At 43.3% G+C, this 18277-nt stretch carries 17 protein-coding genes; 11 read left to right on the top strand and 6 right to left on the bottom strand.

The features are described from left to right. Positions 1–3 precede the first annotated feature (3 nt). Both B6N13_RS03220 and B6N13_RS03215 read right to left on the bottom strand, forming a co-directional pair. Positions 4–999 (bottom strand): ABC transporter substrate-binding protein, encoded by a 996-nt coding sequence (locus tag B6N13_RS03220; protein ID WP_169458477.1) that lies wholly within the window; start codon positions 997–999, stop codon positions 4–6. 286 nt (positions 1000–1285) lie between these two features. After that, complete coding sequence (locus tag B6N13_RS03215; protein ID WP_169458476.1) at positions 1286–1774, bottom strand: DUF2127 domain-containing protein; 489 nt, start codon at positions 1772–1774, stop codon at positions 1286–1288. 465 nt (positions 1775–2239) lie between these two features. On the opposite strand from B6N13_RS03215, the gene xdhA reads away from it, so the two are divergent. The 6 genes from xdhA to B6N13_RS03185 all read left to right on the top strand — a co-directional run bounded on the left by xdhA (position 2240) and on the right by B6N13_RS03185 (position 8614). Next, positions 2240–3739 (top strand): xanthine dehydrogenase small subunit, encoded by a 1500-nt coding sequence (xdhA, locus tag B6N13_RS03210; RefSeq protein WP_169458475.1) that lies wholly within the window; start codon positions 2240–2242, stop codon positions 3737–3739. Beyond that, positions 3732–6071, top strand: coding sequence for a xanthine dehydrogenase molybdopterin binding subunit (gene xdhB / locus B6N13_RS03205; protein WP_169458474.1), 2340 nt, complete (start codon positions 3732–3734; stop codon positions 6069–6071). The genes xdhA and xdhB overlap by 8 nt, the downstream gene beginning before the upstream one ends. Next, positions 6068–6934, top strand: a complete 867-nt coding sequence (gene xdhC / locus B6N13_RS03200; RefSeq protein ID WP_169458473.1) for a xanthine dehydrogenase accessory protein XdhC — start codon at positions 6068–6070, stop codon at positions 6932–6934. Before xdhB ends, xdhC begins: the two co-directional genes overlap by 4 nt. Before the next feature lie 233 nt (positions 6935–7167). Continuing rightward, positions 7168–7437, top strand: coding sequence for a type II toxin-antitoxin system Phd/YefM family antitoxin (locus tag B6N13_RS03195; RefSeq protein WP_012070385.1), 270 nt, complete (start codon positions 7168–7170; stop codon positions 7435–7437). After that, positions 7438–7737: a type II toxin-antitoxin system RelE/ParE family toxin gene (locus B6N13_RS03190; RefSeq protein ID WP_169458472.1), complete on the top strand. Its 300-nt coding sequence runs from the start codon at positions 7438–7440 to the stop codon at positions 7735–7737. Positions 7738–8224: 487 nt separating this feature from the next. Further along, positions 8225–8614 carry a tautomerase family protein gene (locus B6N13_RS03185; RefSeq protein WP_169458471.1) on the top strand — a complete coding sequence of 130 codons (390 nt, stop codon included), beginning with the start codon at positions 8225–8227 and terminating at the stop codon, positions 8612–8614. 86 nt (positions 8615–8700) lie between these two features. Here the strand turns inward: B6N13_RS03185 and B6N13_RS03180 are convergent, their stop codons facing one another. The 3 genes from B6N13_RS03180 to B6N13_RS03170 form a co-directional block, all read right to left on the bottom strand. Beyond that, positions 8701–10599, bottom strand: a complete 1899-nt coding sequence (locus tag B6N13_RS03180; protein WP_169458470.1) for a TRAP transporter fused permease subunit — start codon at positions 10597–10599, stop codon at positions 8701–8703. A gap of 45 nt (positions 10600–10644) precedes the next feature. Further along, complete coding sequence (locus tag B6N13_RS03175) at positions 10645–11640, bottom strand: TAXI family TRAP transporter solute-binding subunit (protein WP_169458469.1); 996 nt, start codon at positions 11638–11640, stop codon at positions 10645–10647. Positions 11641–11730: 90 nt separating this feature from the next. Next, positions 11731–12657 carry a dihydrodipicolinate synthase family protein gene (locus tag B6N13_RS03170; protein ID WP_211172762.1) on the bottom strand — a complete coding sequence of 309 codons (927 nt, stop codon included), beginning with the start codon at positions 12655–12657 and terminating at the stop codon, positions 11731–11733. Positions 12658–12803: 146 nt separating this feature from the next. Between B6N13_RS03170 and B6N13_RS03165 the strand changes: the two genes are divergently transcribed. The 4 genes from B6N13_RS03165 (at position 12804) to B6N13_RS03150 (ending at position 16753) form a co-directional block, all read left to right on the top strand. Then, positions 12804–13709 carry a LysR family transcriptional regulator gene (locus tag B6N13_RS03165; RefSeq protein ID WP_012070371.1) on the top strand — a complete coding sequence of 302 codons (906 nt, stop codon included), beginning with the start codon at positions 12804–12806 and terminating at the stop codon, positions 13707–13709. Between the two features lie 358 nt (positions 13710–14067). Beyond that, the gene (locus B6N13_RS03160; RefSeq protein ID WP_169458468.1) at positions 14068–14985 is read left to right on the top strand and encodes a hypothetical protein; all 918 of its coding nucleotides are present in this window, start codon (positions 14068–14070) and stop codon (positions 14983–14985) included. Next, positions 14982–15599 carry a hypothetical protein gene (locus B6N13_RS03155; protein WP_169458467.1) on the top strand — a complete coding sequence of 206 codons (618 nt, stop codon included), beginning with the start codon at positions 14982–14984 and terminating at the stop codon, positions 15597–15599. The genes B6N13_RS03160 and B6N13_RS03155 overlap by 4 nt, the downstream gene beginning before the upstream one ends. 215 nt (positions 15600–15814) lie before the next feature. Beyond that, entirely contained in the window at positions 15815–16753 is a 939-nt protein-coding gene (locus B6N13_RS03150; protein WP_248280219.1) for a hypothetical protein, read from the top strand. Between the two features lie 117 nt (positions 16754–16870). On the opposite strand, the gene B6N13_RS03145 is transcribed toward B6N13_RS03150, so the two are convergent. Continuing rightward, positions 16871–17113, bottom strand: coding sequence for a DUF1127 domain-containing protein (locus B6N13_RS03145; protein WP_012070368.1), 243 nt, complete (start codon positions 17111–17113; stop codon positions 16871–16873). Between the two features lie 130 nt (positions 17114–17243). Here B6N13_RS03145 and B6N13_RS03140 point away from each other — a divergent pair, with 130 nt between their 5' ends. Next, positions 17244–18197, top strand: a complete 954-nt coding sequence (locus B6N13_RS03140) for a LysR substrate-binding domain-containing protein (RefSeq protein ID WP_169458465.1) — start codon at positions 17244–17246, stop codon at positions 18195–18197. Positions 18198–18277 lie beyond the last annotated feature (80 nt).

The raw sequence follows: 18277 nt of genomic DNA, 5'->3' as shown, positions 1-18277 counted from the left end.
TTATTACTCCGGTTTAAAGCTGCTGTTTACTGCGGTTTCTGGATCGATAGCATCCATTTTTAAACCATTTGCTTCCGCCACGTATTCCCATGTTTTTTGAATGCGTTCGTCGGTGAAATTACCGAAGCCATCTTTTGTCGTGACATCGTTGTACACCAAATTATAAATGCTCTTAATTTGTGCAGAGACAATGCTGGCGTCCACCTCTGGTACCATTTTGTGCAGGTCGATACCGGCTTGATCTGGATTTGCGTAAGTGAATTCAATGGACTTGGCAAAGGCTTTTATAAAGCGTTTCGCCACATCTGGACGTTCTTCTAAAAAGCGTTCAGAGGCTAAAACAGATGAACTATAAAGGGACAAACCAGAATTCGACCAAGGCATTTCGATTAGCTCTTTACCCGCGCCTTTTGCTTGTGCGTCATAAAGTGCTGTATTGGTAACCCAAGCAATAATGGCATCTGTACTGCCGGTAATCATCATGGGAGCCAAGGCACCTGGATCCGATTTCACTAATTTAATATCGCTTTCGCTCAAACCATTTTGTTTCAATACCAAAGGCAAGAAAGCATTTGATGAAGTGAAAGGCGAAGTCGCGACTTTTTTGCCTTTCAAATCTTTAATGGACTTAATGCCGCTGCTTTTCAGCACAAAGAACGCATGAGGAGCTTGGGTGAAGTATGGGAAGACAGCGACTACAGGTACATCTGCTTGTGCTTTTGCTGCCATCAATGCACCAATATCAGAACTACCAATATCAGATTGGCCTGTTGCCATTTTAGTCAACGCATCGGTAGAGCCGCGACCGCTGGCGATCTTGATTTCCAAGTCTTCATCAGCAAAAAAACCTTGTTGAATACCCACATAAACAGGCGCTTTATCACCGCCTGGTAGCCAGTCTAATTGAAACGTCACTTGATCTGCCGCCATGACAGAAGTACTTGAGATGAGACTGGCTAAAAGAGTCAATCGGATTGCTGTTTTTTTTGCCGCTTTCATAAACATGCTCCATACAATTAATAGGGACTAAAGACCCGCTTGTTTCACATTGTTATGATTTAGCAACATTTGTTCCAAATTTTATTGAAAATGTAATTTTTTATTTAACTGATTGAATTTTATATTAAAAAATAAAATATAAGGCTTCGGGTAGTAAGGCTTGTAAGGCGCTATATAGAGAGTGTGAAACAAAATGGTGCATTAAAAAAGAGATATTGGATGACACGGTGGGCAGTGACGGAAAGATGGTTTACATGGAAATAGAGGGTAGTTATTAAATCCAGTTCTATGGAGTTTTACGGGGCAGCAGCGATGCGGCTTCTTTTTTTCGTTTACTGTAAAGCACATTCGCCATGTAGCAAACCACTATGACATTTAGCAAGAATACACCGATAGTTAAAATGTGCGGGTGAAAAATTATTTCATAGATTTCAAATGGTAAATAGATTGCCCCACTTACCAAGGCAAACCATTCAGTCCATACAAACGCCTTCCATAAGCCATAGGCTTCAACGAATCGCACCAGAGAATAAGCTAGGGCACCCAAAGCAATCAGGCTCATATTGCTGTCTGTTATTGAACTCGCAGCATGGAGGAAAATACTTGGAAAATGACTTGCAGGATTTAGATGAGCGTGAGAGACGATGGATTCAGCTATTTTTTGTAAATTCTCGCCAGCTAATACATGGATTCCTAACCCTACGATCAGAGACATTAAGCCTTTTAGCGCTTCTATAACTGCGATGGCTTTCAGCCCATTTTTTGATGGTGTCATCTCGACCTCTTAACAAGCCAAATAGTATGTGTACAACAAGTGCATGCTTAGTTATACCAGTATAAAGCCAATAGATTGTTGAAAAATAAATAATATTTACTATAACGTGAAAAATACTGTTTCGTTTACATGTCCTGATTTTTCTCGCTCGATATAGGTGTAGTATTAAAGCACTTTTAATGTGAACTTTTTATCAACAGCATCTCTGCTTTGTTTGCTAATGGATAGCATATACAAGGCTGATTCAGATCCAAGTTATATTTACCGTAAGAAGCCTGAGTCATGGCTTTTTGTGCCATTTATTCATGTTTCGATTGGTAGGTAACGCGTTTTGCATTGCAAAATTGATTGTTCAGGGAACAATATTAGTTTTTAATTAATAATTTGTACGATTGGTCAGGTTTTTGCATTTCAACTATCATTATAACCACCATCATAGACATTATTTAAAATAAGGAGAGCGCTTTGAAATTTATACTAAACGATGAGCTCATCGACGAAAGCACGCTCCCTAGTGACTTTACCGCTTTGCGTTACCTAAGAGAAAAGCGTGGATTAACGGGAACAAAGGAAGGCTGCGCTTCGGGCGATTGTGGTGCATGCACGCTTCTTGTTGGGGCTGTGGAGGGCGGAGAATTAACCTATTCGACTCTTAATTCTTGCATTACACCAATGCAAGCCTTGGCGGGTAAGCATGTTGTTTCGATTGAGTACTTATCTAAGGTAGGGGAATTGCACCCAGCCCAGCAAGCCATGGTGGAATCTCATGGCTCTCAGTGCGGTTTTTGTACACCGGGTTTTGTGTTGTCTTTGGCGGGTCTATACGAAAACAAACAGAATGCAGATCAACCCATTGATCGCGAAGCTGTCTGTGATGCGATATCGGGTAACTTGTGTCGTTGCACTGGTTATCGCCCGATCATTGATGCAGGTTTGTCTATGATTAAGGTGCAAGAGTCTAAAGAAACGCCTTTTATTGAACTGATGAGTAAAAATAGTGGTATTAAAGTCCTACTTGAAAACCTACAGGCAGATAATCGTGGCAGCAGCAATTATTTACAACCCACAGATTTAGAGCAGCTGGCTCATGCGCTGACATCTTATCCTGAGGCGGAGTTGATCGCGGGTGGGACGGATTTGATGCTAGAAAATACACAGCGTTATCGTGACTTTGGTACTTTTATAGACGTATCCTGCGTGTCAGAACTAAAGCATATCCACATAGGTGAAAGTACGTTGAGTGTTGGTGCATCCGTAACCTATAGTGAACTGGAAAGTTTCAGTAAAACTCTGTATCCGCATATTTTCGCTTTACTCAGCCGAATCGCTTCTCGCCAAATTCGTAACCGTGGAACGATAGGCGGCAACGTGGCGAACGCTTCCCCAATTGCTGATTTACCGCCGCTATTGCTGGCGTTTGATGCGGATATTCAACTACTGAAAAACGACGGTAGTACCCGAGTTGTCAATATTGCTGACTTTTACCAAGGCTACAAACAAACCCAATTAGCGGACGATGAGATGATCGCTTCGTTCGATTTGCCTCTTGATAAACTCGCGCAATTCCACCGTTTTTATAAAGTCTCCAAACGCATGGAAGATGATATTTCCAGCGTGATGTTAGCGGTTCGATTTGAAGAGAAAGACGGTGTATTAACGGACGTACGTTTAGCTTTTGGTGGCATGGCGGCGACGCCGATTCGTGGGATGAAAGCAGAAGCGGCGCTGCAAGGCAAAACGCTTAATGACGAGCAAGCCTTACACCAAGCCATTGCAGCACTGCGCAGCGAACTTACACCAATGAGCGACATGCGCGCGAGTGCTGAGTATCGTCTCGATATGGCTTGTAACCTAGTGCATAAAGCCTGGTTGGAATTAAATGGCACGAATGTGATGACTTTCTCTGGTCATCCTTTTAATGATGCCTCGCTATCGACAGACATGGAGGCAAGCACTCATGCGTAAACTGCCACAGGATTTTAATATCACGACGAAAAACGGTCTGCTACCTGTTCATGAATCGGCGATCAAACACGTAACTGGCCAAGCGGTTTATATTGATGATATGCCCGAATGGCCAAATGAATTGTTTGTTGCCACGGGGCTTTCTACCGAAGCGCATGCGGACATTGTGTCTATTAATCTAGACAAGGTGCGCGCCTACCCAGGCGTAGTGGATGTGATCGTGCAAGCGGACATTCCCGGTGAAGTGGACGTGTCACCCGTATTAAGCGGTGATCTTTTATTGGCAGGCGATTTCGTACACTTTATCGGACAAGCGGTTTTTGCTGTGGCGGCCACCAGTTTGCGTGCGGCTAAACAAGCGGTTGCTTTGGCGGAAATAGAGTACAAACCTCGCGAAGCCACCTTGCATCCTCGTCAATCCTTGGAACGCCAAGAGTTTGTGTTGCCCACTCACACCATTAGTTGTGGCGATGCAGAAACAGCGCTTGCCAAAGCACCAAACAAACTGAAATCCGATCTGTATATCAAAGGCCAAGAGCACTTCTATTTAGAAGGTCAAATCAGTGTCGCCGTGCCAAATGAAGATGGCGGCGTGCAAGTTTATGCATCGTCCCAGCATCCTGCCGAAGTGCAAAAACTGGTGGCGCGGGTACTTGGTTTGCCAGTGGCGCAAGTGCTGGTTGAAGTGCGCCGTATGGGCGGTGGCTTTGGTGGTAAAGAATCCCAAGCGGCTGTGCTCAGCTGCATGGCTGCGGTGCTGGCGGTGCGAAATGGCTGCCCAGTAAAATACCGTATGCCGCGCCAAGATGACATGGTGCAAACGGGCAAACGTCATGACTTCTGGAACAGCTACCAAGTGGGCTTTTCCGATGAAGGGGAGATACTCGCAGCGGAATACGACATGGTCGGTAAATGCGGCTGTACGGCCGATTTGTCGGACGGCGTGGTGGATCGCGCTATGTTCCATGCGGATAATGCTTACTTCCTTCCAAATGCTCGAATCAGCGGTTATCGAGGTAAAACCCATACGGTTTCCAATACAGCATTCCGTGGCTTTGGTGGCCCTAAAGGCGTGATCTTAGCGGAAAATGTCATTGAAGAAATCGCCTGCGCCGTTGGTAAAGACGCCTTAGATATTCGTAAGCTGAACTGCTATCAAGGGGAGAAAAACACCACTCCCTACGGACAAAAAATCGAAGACGATGTTTTGCTCAGTCTGATCGAAGAACTGGAACAAAGCTCCGACTATCGTGCTCGTCGAGACGCAATAAAAGCCTTCAACAAGCAAAGTCCTTTTGTGAAAAAAGGCTTGGCGCTGACACCAGTGAAATTTGGCATTTCCTTCACTTCCAAACACCTGAACCAAGGTGGTGCTTTGTTACACATCTACACGGATGGCAGTGCGCACGTGAGCCATGGTGGAACGGAAATGGGGCAGGGGCTTTATACCAAGGTAGCGCAAATTGTCGCCAAAGCCTTTGGTATCGATTATCAGCGGGTCAATGTTGGTTCTACTCGTACCGATAAAGTGCCTAATGCTTCACCAACCGCGGCATCAGCAGGAACCGATTTGAACGGCATGGCGGCTTTGGATGCGGCTATGACGATCAAAACCCGCTTGCAAGAATTTGCCATGGAACATTTCGGCATTGCTGTGGAGGAATTTGCGATCGAGAATGATCAAGTGATTTTAGGCGGTGAAACTATGAACTTCCCTGAATTCATTAAATTGGCCTACATGAATCGCGTGTCTTTGTCGTCTACCGGGTTTTATAAAACACCGAAAATCGGTTATGACCGCAAAGCCGCAAAAGGTCGTCCATTCTTGTATTACGCCAATGGTGCGGCGGTTTCTGAAGTGATTGTCGATACTTTCACAGGGGAATACAAAGTTACCCAAGTGGATATTTTGCATGATGTGGGGGACTCGATTAATGCGGATTTGGACATTGGTCAGATTGAAGGCGCGTTTGTTCAAGGCATGGGCTGGCTCACCTCGGAAGAACTGAGCTGGGATGAAAAAGGCCGCATCACCACCAACAGCCCAGCCAATTATAAAATTCCAACATCAGCGGATATTCCTGAAAAGTTCACGGTTAAATTGTTTGATCGCCCTAATAGTGAAGAATCGGTATACCGTTCAAAAGCTGTGGGTGAACCACCACTGATGTTAGGCATCTCGGTTTGGTGCGCGCTAAAAGACGCCTGTGCTTCTTTAGCTGATTACACCTTCTCGCCACCATTGGCGGTGCCAGCCACACCAGAAGCTGTGTTTTATGCCATGAAAGCTGCAAAAAACCACATGGCGCAAGCTAAGGACGCAAGCCTATGATGTCTTCCATGAGTTGGGTTCATGCCTTGCAGGAAGTGGAAAAAGCAGGGCAAGCTTGGGTAATCGCCACTGTAATTGGCACCCAAGGTTCCGCACCGCGGGAATCATCCAGCAAGATGATTATTACCGCGGAGCACAGCTTCGATACCATTGGCGGTGGACAGCTGGAATACGCTGTCTGCCAAAAAGCCCGTGCTATGCTGCAAGACGCGTCTTCGCCTTCTCATGTGTTGGAAAACTTTCCGCTCGCCGCCAAGACCAATCAATGTTGCGGCGGCACGGTCAGTGTGTTGCTAGAGTATTTTCCAGAGCCCGCCACTAAGATCACCATTTTTGGAATGGGTCATGTGGCGACCACCTTGGTCAATGTCTTGGGTAACATGCAGGCGAAAATCTCTTGGGTCGACAGCCGTGAAAACCTTGCTCAAGATCACAGCATCAAAGCTCTACCGAGCAACGTCACGCCTTTCTTGTATGAGTCCATGTTGGAACACATCGACCACATGAGTCACAACGAAATCGCGTTGGTGATGACCCATGACCACGCCTTGGATTATCAATTGGTGGAAGCCTTATTAGACCGAAAAGACTGCCGTTTCATCGGCTTAATCGGCTCGAAAACCAAAGCATTACGCTTCAAAAAACGTCTTGTCAGTGCCTCCTTCAGCCAAGCGGAAATTGACTCAGTGCATTGCCCCGTTGGGCTGGATGAAATCGCAGGCAAAAAGCCCTTCGAAATCGCCATCTCCATCGCAGGGCAAATCATCCAAGTGACCCAAACTCAAACGCCCAACAAAAAGGGCAGTGGACTGACTTGGAAAGAAATCAACAACGCTTTAAGTGAAGAGAAGGCTCGCATCTAGGTCGTTTGGTAGCAGGAGCAAGACAAACACCACCGCTCGACACTGTCGTTTGACCTCGCTCTTGGTGTTCGCCTTGCTCCGCATTAACGTAATTATTCCCTCCCCTTATGTCTTCCAAGGGGAGGGCGAGGGAGGGGTTATAACTTTGGCTCTTCTGAGCTTTGGGTTGCTCCTTGACCGCACCTGCTAACGGGTGCTATTAATAGCACTTGATTGCTCGCTAGGAAGTCACTATGCAGATTAAATTTTCCGAGGATGTTATTCCTCTATCAGACCTTAAGATCAATCCCGGAAAGGTAGTTGGTCGAACACAGGAAACGCATCGCCCAATTTTGCTTACCAGTCGCGGCCGCGGCGTAGCGGTGGTTCAGGGGCTTGAAGATTATGAGAAAACCGCAGAGGAATTGCGATTTGTAAAAGCTGTGGCGCAGGGACTAATGGATGCTCGTGAAGGCAACACCGTATCCTTGGAGGACGCCAAGAAAACCTTGGGTATCAAATAAATGGAATTACGCATTGCACAGTTTGCTCTTGAAGATTTACAAGCGATTCAGAAGTATTACCGAGAGGAGGGAGTGCCGCATATCGGTGAGGACTTCGTCACTGCTATCTTGAAGCATTGCGGCATGCTTCAAATTCACCCTGATGTAGGACGAATTGTTCCTGAATTCAACATGGACCACATTCGTGAATTGATTCACGCGCCATTTCGGGTTGTCTACCTCAGGCAAGTTAAAGAGATCGTGCTCATACGCGTCTGGCGAAGTGAAAGACAGCTTGAATTGACAGAAAATGAAACATAAGCAAATGCCATAACTCAACTTGACTGCTTTAGATTGCCGTTTGACCTCGCTCTTGGTGTTTGCCTTACTCCTAAGGAGTTTGGCCCTGATTTCTGAGATTAAGATCTAGGCGGCAGTAAGTAACAAACAAACCTAGCGTTAGAAAAAATTTCTGAATATTGATCCAATTTTCTAATATCGCCGTATGAAACTGAGTAGCTTGCTCCATACACGGACAATAGCTGGTCGATAGAAGGTATGTGTACACAGTTTATTACTTCGACCTTTCACTTCTAAACGGAATTTCCTTACTGATCAAGACGAGAGCAAGTTCAAGACGGTCATAGACTGTTGCCCCCAAGCGGATTCCGATGCTGGCCTTGTTTAGCCAATCTTAATCTGGTTTACGGTATTTGACTGTGAATTACAGCGTGGGTCAGCTTTTAAATAGACGGGTTTTATCGACAAAAATCCGCTCATTCTCACCTAAATGCAATAAGGATTGAATATGCCCCTAGTACGTATAGATGTCACTGAAGGCCGTAATGAAGAAGATCTTCGTGTGTTAATGGATACCGTGCAGGAATGTGTCGTTAGCGCGTTCGAAGTGCCTGAAAGAGACAGATATCAAATTGTCACTGAACACAAACCTGGTCGCATGGTTCTACTAGACACGGGGTTGGGGTTTGAACGAACAGACGATGCCATTGCGATTCAAGTGTTCACAAGTCCTCGAGCAACGGTCATGAAAAAGAAGTTCTGCGAGTTAATGGCGGAAAAGCTACATGCCAACTGCGGATTAGACCCAAAAGATTTATTGATCTCTATTATGACCAATACAGATGTTGACTGGAGTTTTGCACACGGCGAGATTCAGTATCTCAATGGCAAGTTATAAAGTCATTGTCCGCTCCATGAAAAAAGCCCTTTCAATCTGAAAGGGCTTTTTTGTAGGTCATGTTGTCCCGTCCTGAAGTAGGCCAGTTATTTAGTGTGATTTAAGGAATGTGCTAATGCGGGTTCCTTATTTTTTGTTAACCAATGATAGACCAAATAAGCAATGCTGGTTCCAATGGCGATCAACCACATGTTGCTTGCTGTTTGAGAGATCATCGCGAAGAATCCGCATGCCATCATGATGATGCGTTCAACTAGATTCATTCTTCTTTTCGCAAATCCTATGACACCAATTGCCCAGATGACGGTTGAAAAGATCAAGCCGGCGCCTGCAAATAAAATGTCTATGTAGCTTCCTACAAACAGTAACGCTGGGTCGGCAAGGAAGGCGAATGGAATGAGGAAGGCTACTGCACAGATTTTAAAGGCTTCCACACTGGTTCTCATGGCATCTGTGTTAGCAACGCCGGCCGCGGCAAAAGACGCCAATGATACCGGCGGTGTTACCATCGAAAGGACGCAAAAATACATAACAAAGAAATGCGCTTGTAGCTCACTAACACCTAGCTCTTTAAGTGCTGGAACATAGAGTACAGCGCCAATGATGTACGCTGCAACAGTAGGAAGCCCCATACCCATGATGATGCAGCCAAGCACAATCATGATTAAAGAAACCGTGTAAGAACCACCACCAATATCAATGAGTCCTGAAGCAAATTTTAGTGCTAAGTTAGATTGTATTGCGACCGATACAACTATTCCTATAGCCATGATAGGGCAAGCAATTTTTGCCGCTTGAATACCAGAGTCCAGTACCATTTGCGGTAGGGTTTTTAGGTCGTAGCGGGTTTTTTTGCTTAAAAATGGCGCGATAAAGCAGGTTATTGTGGCCCAGAAAACAGAGATTTGCGCGGAATAGCCCATCATCAAACCAGCCACCAATACAACAGGAGGCAACAGCATGTTTAATCTTGGGAAGATAGATTTGATTTCGTTTATATCTTCATCGTTAAGCGTGCCAGTGTTGGTTTTTCTGGCATGGATTCCGGCAAAAACAAACAGTGAAAAGTAAAAGGCAAGCGCTGGGAAAATACCCGCGAGTGCGATGTTGGTGTAAGAGGTAGCTAGCATCTCTGCCATTACGAAGGCAGCGATCCCCATGATGGGTGGCATAAGTTGACCGCCAGTTGAAGCAATGGCTTCATAGGCTGCGGCTTTTTCTGGTTTGATGCCCGTTCTTTTCATCAATGGGATGGTAAATACACCAGTCGCCGTGACGTTTGCTACCGCACTACCAGAAATGGTGCCCATTAAGCTAGATCCAATAATGGCGACTTTGGCACCACCGCCTTTGGATTTACCCACCAATTTAATGGCCAACTCTATAAAGAGTCGTCCACCGCCAACGGAACTGTACACTACGCCAAAGACGATGAAGTAAAAAATGAAGTTGGTAGACGTGGCTGTGGTGACCCCCAAAATGCCACTGGTTGTCATGCCAAAAATCTCGCTCCACTCGGTCCACGAAATATTACTAAAGCCCATTTGCCCTGGTAATAAATAGCCAAACACGCCGTAAAGTAGAAACAGAACAATAACAATGAGCAGCACATAGCCAACGGTTCTTCGTACTGCTTCTAATAGTAGGCCGACCAGAATGGTGCAAATCACAATGTCATAAGTTTCAATTGGTGAGACATTTTCAATTCGGCTCGACAGTCTACCGCTTTCAAAAAAGTAGTAACAGCCAACAACAACGACCAAAGCAAACATGGCTACGGCAATAACTTTGTTTAGTGTTGATGAGGGATTGGATTTTAAAAAGGGTGTTGAAAGAAAAGCGATCGCTAAAGTCAGTACTAAATGCGTTGCACGCTCGACTAAGGGGAGGTCTGGATTAAATAAAATCCAGTACTGGTAAGCTATTAACCCGAGTGCTAACCAAGCACAAGGATCTAGCATGTATCTACGAACAAGTTTTTGCATCTTTTACACCTGATTTTTATATTTATTGTTGAGGCTAGCACGACATTATTTTAACAGGCCGATTTCTTTGTAGTAACGAATGGCGCCTGGATGCAAACGAATGCCATTTTTTTCCGGCTTAGCCGCATCTTCAAGCTTAAATGCTTTCCAAGCTTTAAAGTCATTGCTTAGCTGATCCATATTTTCAATAACAATTTTAGTGATGGCATAAGCGGTATCATCACTCATTTTAGAGCTGGCAATTAAATGTGTACCAAAGTCTCCGCCAATATTGCTGCCAGTTTGCGCGTCAAACCATTTTCCATAGCTGCCTTTTTGTAGGCCTAGCGAGGCCATTACGTCCAACGCTCTTTCTGACATGTCTAAGAACTCAATGCCACCAGTTAAACTGATTTCAGTAATAGACGGGTGTCCTTGTAAAATCGTATCGAAATAAAGATCTACCCGTTTATCTCTGATTAATCCGGACATTTGTGAGGAATCCACTTGGAGAATACTGCCGCCTTGGGACTTAATTTTATCTCTATCTAAACCATATGCAGCGAGAATGGCTTCCACAACGGGAGGAATATTGGAGCCAGCTGGCTTCATCATGATGTTTACTGGACGATCGGATTTCAAAATATCATCTAATGTCTTGAAACCATTTTCCTCCATATAATCTTTGCGAACGATGGCACCGATATAAACAGGGTTGAGGCCACCGACCAAAGAGCGAATATGAGTGGCTGAATTTCCTTTGTATAACAACATGCCTTCGGAAGCCCAGCGCGAAGTGGCAACGTTGGATAGGGCAATGTCAGCCTTACCTGATTCAACCACCATAGGGTTAGCAACACCGCCGCCACGGGCAATGATTTCAATGTCTAATTTAGAATCTTTTTCTTGTGCCATCCTTTGGATAGCAGCAGCACCAACATACCAACCAGATCCTACTGGCATGGCACCTAGTTTTAATTCTTCAGCTTGGGTGGGTAGTGAAAGAGCACTCGTAATGATAAGAGCCGAAGTAAGTACAGAAAACTTATTTGTTATTTTCATTATCTTGTTCTCCTTAATTAAGGGCGGCCGGCCGTGACCGCCCTCTATGAAAATGAATTTCAGTGTATTTAAGGTGATATAATTTTGCTATTAAATTATACCCGCTGCACGTAATGCGTCCGCGATCTCAACATCTGCCCCTTCCGCAAGCGGTAGTAGCGGAGAACGTACGGTAGCGTGTTCCAAAATGCCGCGTGCCACCAAGGCGTGTTTCAATGCTACTGTACCTTCCATGTGCGATCCGCGGTGGTACACATTTTTAGTAACTGGCAAAAGTTGATCATGAATGGCTCTTGCCGCAGGATAATCTTTGGCTTTGCCTGCTTCGATAAGTTTGACCAATAGCTCTGGAGCCACGTTGCCGTAACCAACCAAAAGACCATCTACATCAAACATAGTGTGCAATAGGTATTCGTCATGGCAGCTTAGTATTTGTAGATCAGGGCGTTCTGCACGAATTACTGGGATTTCTGTGTCCCATCTTTTCATATTTCGCACGCCGTTTTTCATTGCAAAAACACCAGGCTGAGCAGAAATTTCAAGCTGTGTTTCTAGATCATAGGTACATTTAGTAGCATCTGGGTATTGGAACAAGATCAGCGGTAAGCCACTTTCTTCGTAGCAAACTTTGTATTTATCTTGTGGCGCTCCTTTTTGATAACCAAAACGCAGCCAACCATGTGAAGGGTACAACAAACCTGCTTTTGCACCTGCTTCAACTGCGTTACGACATTCAGCTGCAGCGACTTCAGTACCTTCTCTAGTGATACCTGCAATAATTAGAATTTCGTCATTAACCGATTCAACAAATGCTTCGATTACTTTCATTTGTTCTTTTTCAGATAGGAATGTGCCTTCACCAGCATGTCCCAAAACAGTAAGACTTTTGACGCCATCAACACTTTTCAGCCATGAACCAAGTTTGTGAATTGCCTTATAGTCGACAGTGCCATCGCGATTAAAAGGTGTAACAGGTGCTGGGTTCAGTCCACGAAGGTCTATATCAATTTTACTCATCAGAATTACCTATAGTTATTATGTTGTTGGTTTAATGTTGCTCTGTTTGGGTTAAGAGCACGTAAATCAGCATAGAATTTGTTTTGCTATGTGAATACTGTGTAAGTAGTATTTCTGATATGTATTAAATGTATAGGTTGTAGAGCATGAATTACGAAGTTTGGAAAACCTTTGTCGATGTTTGCGAACTGGGTAGCTTGAGTAAAGTGGCTTCACTTCACGGAATTAGCCAACCGCAAGTGAGCCGCCAAATGAAGACAATTGAAGAGGCGTTTAATTGTCAGCTATTCATTCGCACGGGCAGAGGGGTCGAACTGACAGATTTAGGGAAGCGCATAGAACCCGAGGTAAGGAGCTGGCTACAGCATACCGAGCAGCTGCAAAACAGCATTCGAAATACCTCGGGTATTCCTATTGGTAAAGTGAGACTGGCAATCTTGCCTTCCACTGCCGCGCCTTGGTTAAGTGAAGTCTATAAACTTGCCAAAGAGCGCTATCCAGGAATACAGCTTGAAGTGCGAGAAGCACAGGGCAATCAATTAGAAAACTGGTTAGAAGAAGGGCGTGTTGATCTGGCATTACTGTTTCGACATTCCATTGATGACAAAGGTGGCGATATATATTTACGTGATACCGCAACTTTTTTAGTCGGCCCACCGAATGATCCATTGACCGCCAATCCAACCATAGAATTCAGCGAAATAAATGGCATTCCATTAACTCTATTTTGCCGTCCTAGTAGCTGGCGAGATAGGTTGGACGTATTAGCAAGACGATATGACATAGAACTTAATGTGGTACTGGAAGCTGACTCTTTATCCCTCCAGACCCATGCGGTCGCTTCTGATAAATGTTATGCAATGCTAGGCGCTTACGCCAGTGAATCCGCGCGTAATCTATTGGGTTTATCTGTTTCCCGCATCATTGCACCGGGCATAAAACGATACCTAGCATTATCTATGTCCCCCCATGGACAGCTCACCCTCGCCATTAAAAAAGTCAAAGAGCTTATTAAAGAAGTATCGGAAAAATACCCACCGGGGTTTGAGTAAAGACATTTTTGGAGATCGCGGTGTCAGCCCGATAACGTCATAAATTTTCTTCCATTTAGTTAGGCATATATACATTGCCTTGAAAGCGGGTCAGGTCATAGGGTCTGAGGTAATAGCTTGCCTCGCGGGTCAAATCGCGCTACAAAAGAATAAATAAAGAACCAACATAGCGGCGATCAAAGACGATCTGAAGCGGCATCGTCCAAATAGGCTTAGGTTTTAGCGAGTTATATAACAGGGAAGTCCCACCATGAAAAAAGCCAATCCCCTACATAGACAACGCAGCCGTTCAAAAGTGGGTTATAGCCGCAGCTACGCTGCTGTATAACCATTAATTGTTATATATCAGGAGAAAAAATTGGAATCCATCTTAAAAAAGAAGCATTACCGAAATGTATTTTATGGGCTTGTAGGATTACTTTTTTTTATCTCAGTTATTCTAAGGTATTTAGTTTTGCCGCAGTTTGATAACTCACTTGAGGCAAGTTTTCTCAAATTTTTAGCATTAGTATTGGATGGGTTTTCTATATCACTGTTAGTTTCTGTTCTCATTGGTGGTTTTGTATTTTGGGTAACTCCAGATATCGTTAAAAAATCTGTTATGGATGTTATAGATCCAAAAGAGATTGGCCCGCTTTTAAAGAAAGCCACTTCTGATTCTAGGACTTGGATATATAAAGGTGCTTGCGGAAGGTATACTCGTTCTACGACACTTCCCATGATGGCAAAGTCTGCAAGACAAGAAGGAATCGGTCGAGATATAAGGATTATTCTTCTGGATCCAAGTAATGATTTACTTTGTGATGAATATGCAACTTATAGAAGAAGTTTAAAATCCGCAAAAAATGGTAGTCTCTGGACAAAAAGTAAAGTTAAAGAAGAAGTAGTAGCAACGGTAATATCTGCGCTGAGATATAAGCATGAAGAACCATTATTAAGAATAGAAATATATTTAGTAAATCATTTCTCAGCTTTTAGATTTGATATATCGGATCAATATGTCATCGTAACAAAGGAAGATAGTGAGGCGGCAGGTCTTAAAGCTGATAAGTCAACATATTTTTATGATTCATATATTGATGATTCAAGATTAAGTGAGCGCCAATCGAAAAGAGTTTCATATAACAAAAAAATACCATTAGATGGCGATTTGAACACAAGTAACATCAAAGACCTTGCGATTGAAATTGGAGTTGTGAATGAAATCGATTGTGAGGAGTTGGACTTAGAATACGTTGTAAAGTGCGTTAATGTACCAGAAGATCCTTACTCATGAATATACACAGCCTTAAAAATACAGATTGGGTTGAGGCACTAAACAATCATGAAATCTGCCCCAATGATTTAATTGAGAGCCTTCTTGAAGAAAACTATAATTTTATATGGCATCCGCTAGGCTTTGTAATGTGCAGAGTTGCTAGATGGGAAAGCAGAAGCCTTCGCGTTCATATATGGCCTAATCACAAAGGTCATCAACAGACTCCAGCTTGGATGATTCATGATCATCTCTTTCATCTTAAGAGCTGGGTTTTATCTGGTGAAATTGAAAACAAAGAGTATGTTATAGATGTTAACGGTAAGGAACATTTAATTTATGAAGCTCGATATGAAGGTGATTATTCAATACTTAACAGAACAAACATATTCTGCTCAAAGAGTATAAATAAAAAATCAGTTTATTCAAAAGGTTCAGTTTACGAAGTACCCTCAGGGATATTTCATGAATCTCATTCACTTTCTAATAAAACAACGGTGACGGTTTGTGAAACGTATGATGAAATTTCTGTGCCTCCAAAAATATTGGGTAGTGTTGATGGGTTATTGTCTTACACCTACGAAAGAAGACATGTAACCAAGAATGAGATGAATGAGTTAACCAAAAAAATATAACAAATAAAAGCATACAGACACAGCAAAGCTGCGTCGGTGTTTGAAGCATTAGTTCCAACAAGGTACATATGAGGAAAATTAGTAGAAATGAGCCGTGTTGGTGCGGATCTGGTCAGAAATATAAAAAGTGCCATTTAAATAGATCTATTGAAGAAGCGTACTCAATCAACCGACTTATTGCTGAACTAAAATCAAAGACATTCCATAAAGAGTGCATGCATCCTGATGCATCTAATGGTTCTTGTAGTAGCAAAATTATTGACGCCCATACAATTCAAAAGAAAGGGCCGTTGAAGTCGATAGCTGATGAATCAAATCATGTTTATTGCTTCAGAACAGACCAGAATGGAAAAGATGTAGTTTTGAAATTAGGTTGGCAAAAGGCGTCTACTTTCAAGGGATTCTGTGCGAAACACGATAAGGCAATGTTTAGCCCCATTGAAGATGAATTATATAGAGGCTCAAAAAGTCAAAGTTTTATCGCTGGCTATAGAGCTGTAGCCTTAGAGTACTTCAAAAAAATCAGCTCACTTAAAGGGTTACCTTTTATGAGTCAATATGTTGATCGAGGTATGCCAGTGGAAACTCAAGTTGAATTTCAGAGAAACCTGAACTCAATGAAGCAAGGTTTTTTTAAAGGAATCGATGATTTTAAAGAAACGTTAAGTACTTATGAAAAAAGCCATAAGTCTCAAGCTTACGATGATTTTGAGAGTCTAACAGTTTACTTTACTGGTGATTTAGACATTGCAGTTTCAGGTTGTTTTTCACCTGACTTTACTACCAGTGGCAAGCGTATCCAAACCTTGGCGTCGGGTGTCAAATTTGTAGAGAATATTGCAGTTAATACTTTGAATACAAAAGATGGTTATGCCTTAGTTTTTTCATGGCCTAAAAGTTTTACGAAATGCGCTGAATTCGTCGAATCTTTAATGAGCATTAATCATAGTGACCTTCCAAGTAAACTGGTCGAATTGATTTTTAGCTATATAGAGAACGTTTACTTTTCTATGAGTTGGTTGAATGGGCTTGAGAATAATAAAAAAATCTTAATCGAGTCTATGGCAAGAAGGTCGATTCAATATGGTGAACCGGTAGAATTTAGTAATTATAAGTATACAAATTGGAAGGTCGATCGTGTTGTTCGCAACTAACAAAACATTACAGCGGACAAGCCGCTTATTAGTTGCGCCAGAAAACAACCCTGTCTATATAAATCACAACCCAACAACAAGGGCACTCCACCAAGCGCCCTTATTCCCCCACAAAAATCACTTCCACAGCGGCTTTCTCACTTCGTGATCCACATCCGCCGCGGTGAGGCCGATGTCTTTCAGTTGCGCTTCGTTTAGGTGGCTGAGTCGGTTTCTCGTGCGCCAGTTATGGGCGATTTTCTTGATAATCGCTTTCCATGGTTTTTCTTTCAGGTTATCTAATGTGGCTTTGCCGCATTGGCTTATGTCTAGCGGACGGTTTGTGAGAATAGGCATCTCGTTTGATGTACTGTTTTTCATGGCATTTTCCTTTTCTCGGTTGGTTGATGTGTTTGCTTTATGTCCAAATAATCGGCTTTTAATTGCGGTGCGACAAACGAGAAAAAGTGTTTTATAGTTAAGAAAATCTTACTTATAAAGGGTGTCTTTCATGTCTTCTAATCGAGCATTACCGCCGCTTAAATCCTTACAGGCGTTTCGTTATGCAGCGCAATCGCTAAGTTTTAAAAAGGCGGCAGAGTCACTTTTTGTGACGCAGGCGGCGGTGAGTCAGCAGATTAAAACCTTGGAGCAGGCGTTGAGTGTTGAGTTATTTGAGCGACAGACTCGGCAAGTGGTGTTGACGTCTGAAGGACAGTATTTGTTTGATTATGTTGAGAAAGCGTTTGGGTTATTAGAAGAGGGTGTAAAAGGCATCACGGAAGATCCTAAGCCAAATACTTTGGTGATTAGCTCAGTGCCGTCGTTTTCGAGCCGTTGGTTGGTGTCGCGTTTGGGGCGTTTTCAATCGCAAGAGCCGGAGATTAACCTTCGCTTGAGTCCGAGCATTGAGTTATCGACTTTTGCCGATAATGATTTGGATTTATGCATCCGCTTAGGCCGAGGTAAGTATGAAGGGCTAAAATCGCAATTATTATTCAGAGAGCATTTGGTGCTGGTGTGTCATCCCTCAATGATTAATATGGATAAACCTATTAAAGAACAGCTAATTAATATCCCTGTTATTACCGATACTGGGCCGGATGTACGACATGTATGGCCTGTGCTACAGCGATTTTTGGATCTTTATGATATGCCGATGAAGTCGCATTTGCATGTGGCGGACTCGACTTCCTTGGTGGAGGCGCTGTTGTCGCAACAAGGTCTGGCAATGATGCGTTATGGTTTGGTTTATGAGCTGATTGAGAAGGGGCAGCTGATATGTCCGCTACCCATTTATATGAAGTCGCAATATGACTTTTATCTTGTCGCGCCCGCACCGCATTTTAAGTATCAAAAGGTGATAATGTTCAAGCATTGGATTGAAGGTGAGGTGAAGGTTATTGGCTCATCTTGGATGGCGTATTTAAAGAATAACCCTGGAATGGAAGAGGTTAAGGTTTAAATCGTATTTGATGTTTTGTGTTTTATGCCCTGTGTATGATGTAGATAACGCTTGTAAATTCAGAGCTTTTCGAGCACAAG

Source organism: Marinomonas sp. UCMA 3892 (assembly GCF_012726345.1).
Classification (GTDB): Bacteria; Pseudomonadota; Gammaproteobacteria; order Pseudomonadales; family Marinomonadaceae; genus Marinomonas.
The sequence above is the reverse complement of the archived record's forward strand: the minus strand, read 5'-3'. Positions and strand labels throughout refer to the sequence as shown.

Coding starts and splice junctions, on each gene's coding strand:
- xdhB (WP_169458474.1), top strand. CDS start 3,732: ATGCGTAAACTGCCACAGGATTTTAATATCACGACGAAAAACGGTCTG.
- B6N13_RS03220 (WP_169458477.1), bottom strand. CDS start 999: ATGAAAGCGGCAAAAAAAACAGCAATCCGATTGACTCTTTTAGCCAGT.
- B6N13_RS03170 (WP_211172762.1), bottom strand. CDS start 12,657: ATGAGTAAAATTGATATAGACCTTCGTGGACTGAACCCAGCACCTGTT.
- B6N13_RS03175 (WP_169458469.1), bottom strand. CDS start 11,640: ATGAAAATAACAAATAAGTTTTCTGTACTTACTTCGGCTCTTATCATT.
- B6N13_RS03185 (WP_169458471.1), top strand. CDS start 8,225: ATGCCCCTAGTACGTATAGATGTCACTGAAGGCCGTAATGAAGAAGAT.
- B6N13_RS03165 (WP_012070371.1), top strand. CDS start 12,804: ATGAATTACGAAGTTTGGAAAACCTTTGTCGATGTTTGCGAACTGGGT.
- B6N13_RS03140 (WP_169458465.1), top strand. CDS start 17,244: ATGTCTTCTAATCGAGCATTACCGCCGCTTAAATCCTTACAGGCGTTT.
- xdhC (WP_169458473.1), top strand. CDS start 6,068: ATGATGTCTTCCATGAGTTGGGTTCATGCCTTGCAGGAAGTGGAAAAA.
- B6N13_RS03145 (WP_012070368.1), bottom strand. CDS start 17,113: ATGAAAAACAGTACATCAAACGAGATGCCTATTCTCACAAACCGTCCG.
- B6N13_RS03190 (WP_169458472.1), top strand. CDS start 7,438: ATGGAATTACGCATTGCACAGTTTGCTCTTGAAGATTTACAAGCGATT.
- B6N13_RS03155 (WP_169458467.1), top strand. CDS start 14,982: ATGAATATACACAGCCTTAAAAATACAGATTGGGTTGAGGCACTAAAC.
- B6N13_RS03150 (WP_248280219.1), top strand. CDS start 15,815: ATGCATCCTGATGCATCTAATGGTTCTTGTAGTAGCAAAATTATTGAC.
- B6N13_RS03195 (WP_012070385.1), top strand. CDS start 7,168: ATGCAGATTAAATTTTCCGAGGATGTTATTCCTCTATCAGACCTTAAG.
- B6N13_RS03215 (WP_169458476.1), bottom strand. CDS start 1,774: ATGACACCATCAAAAAATGGGCTGAAAGCCATCGCAGTTATAGAAGCG.
- B6N13_RS03180 (WP_169458470.1), bottom strand. CDS start 10,599: ATGCAAAAACTTGTTCGTAGATACATGCTAGATCCTTGTGCTTGGTTA.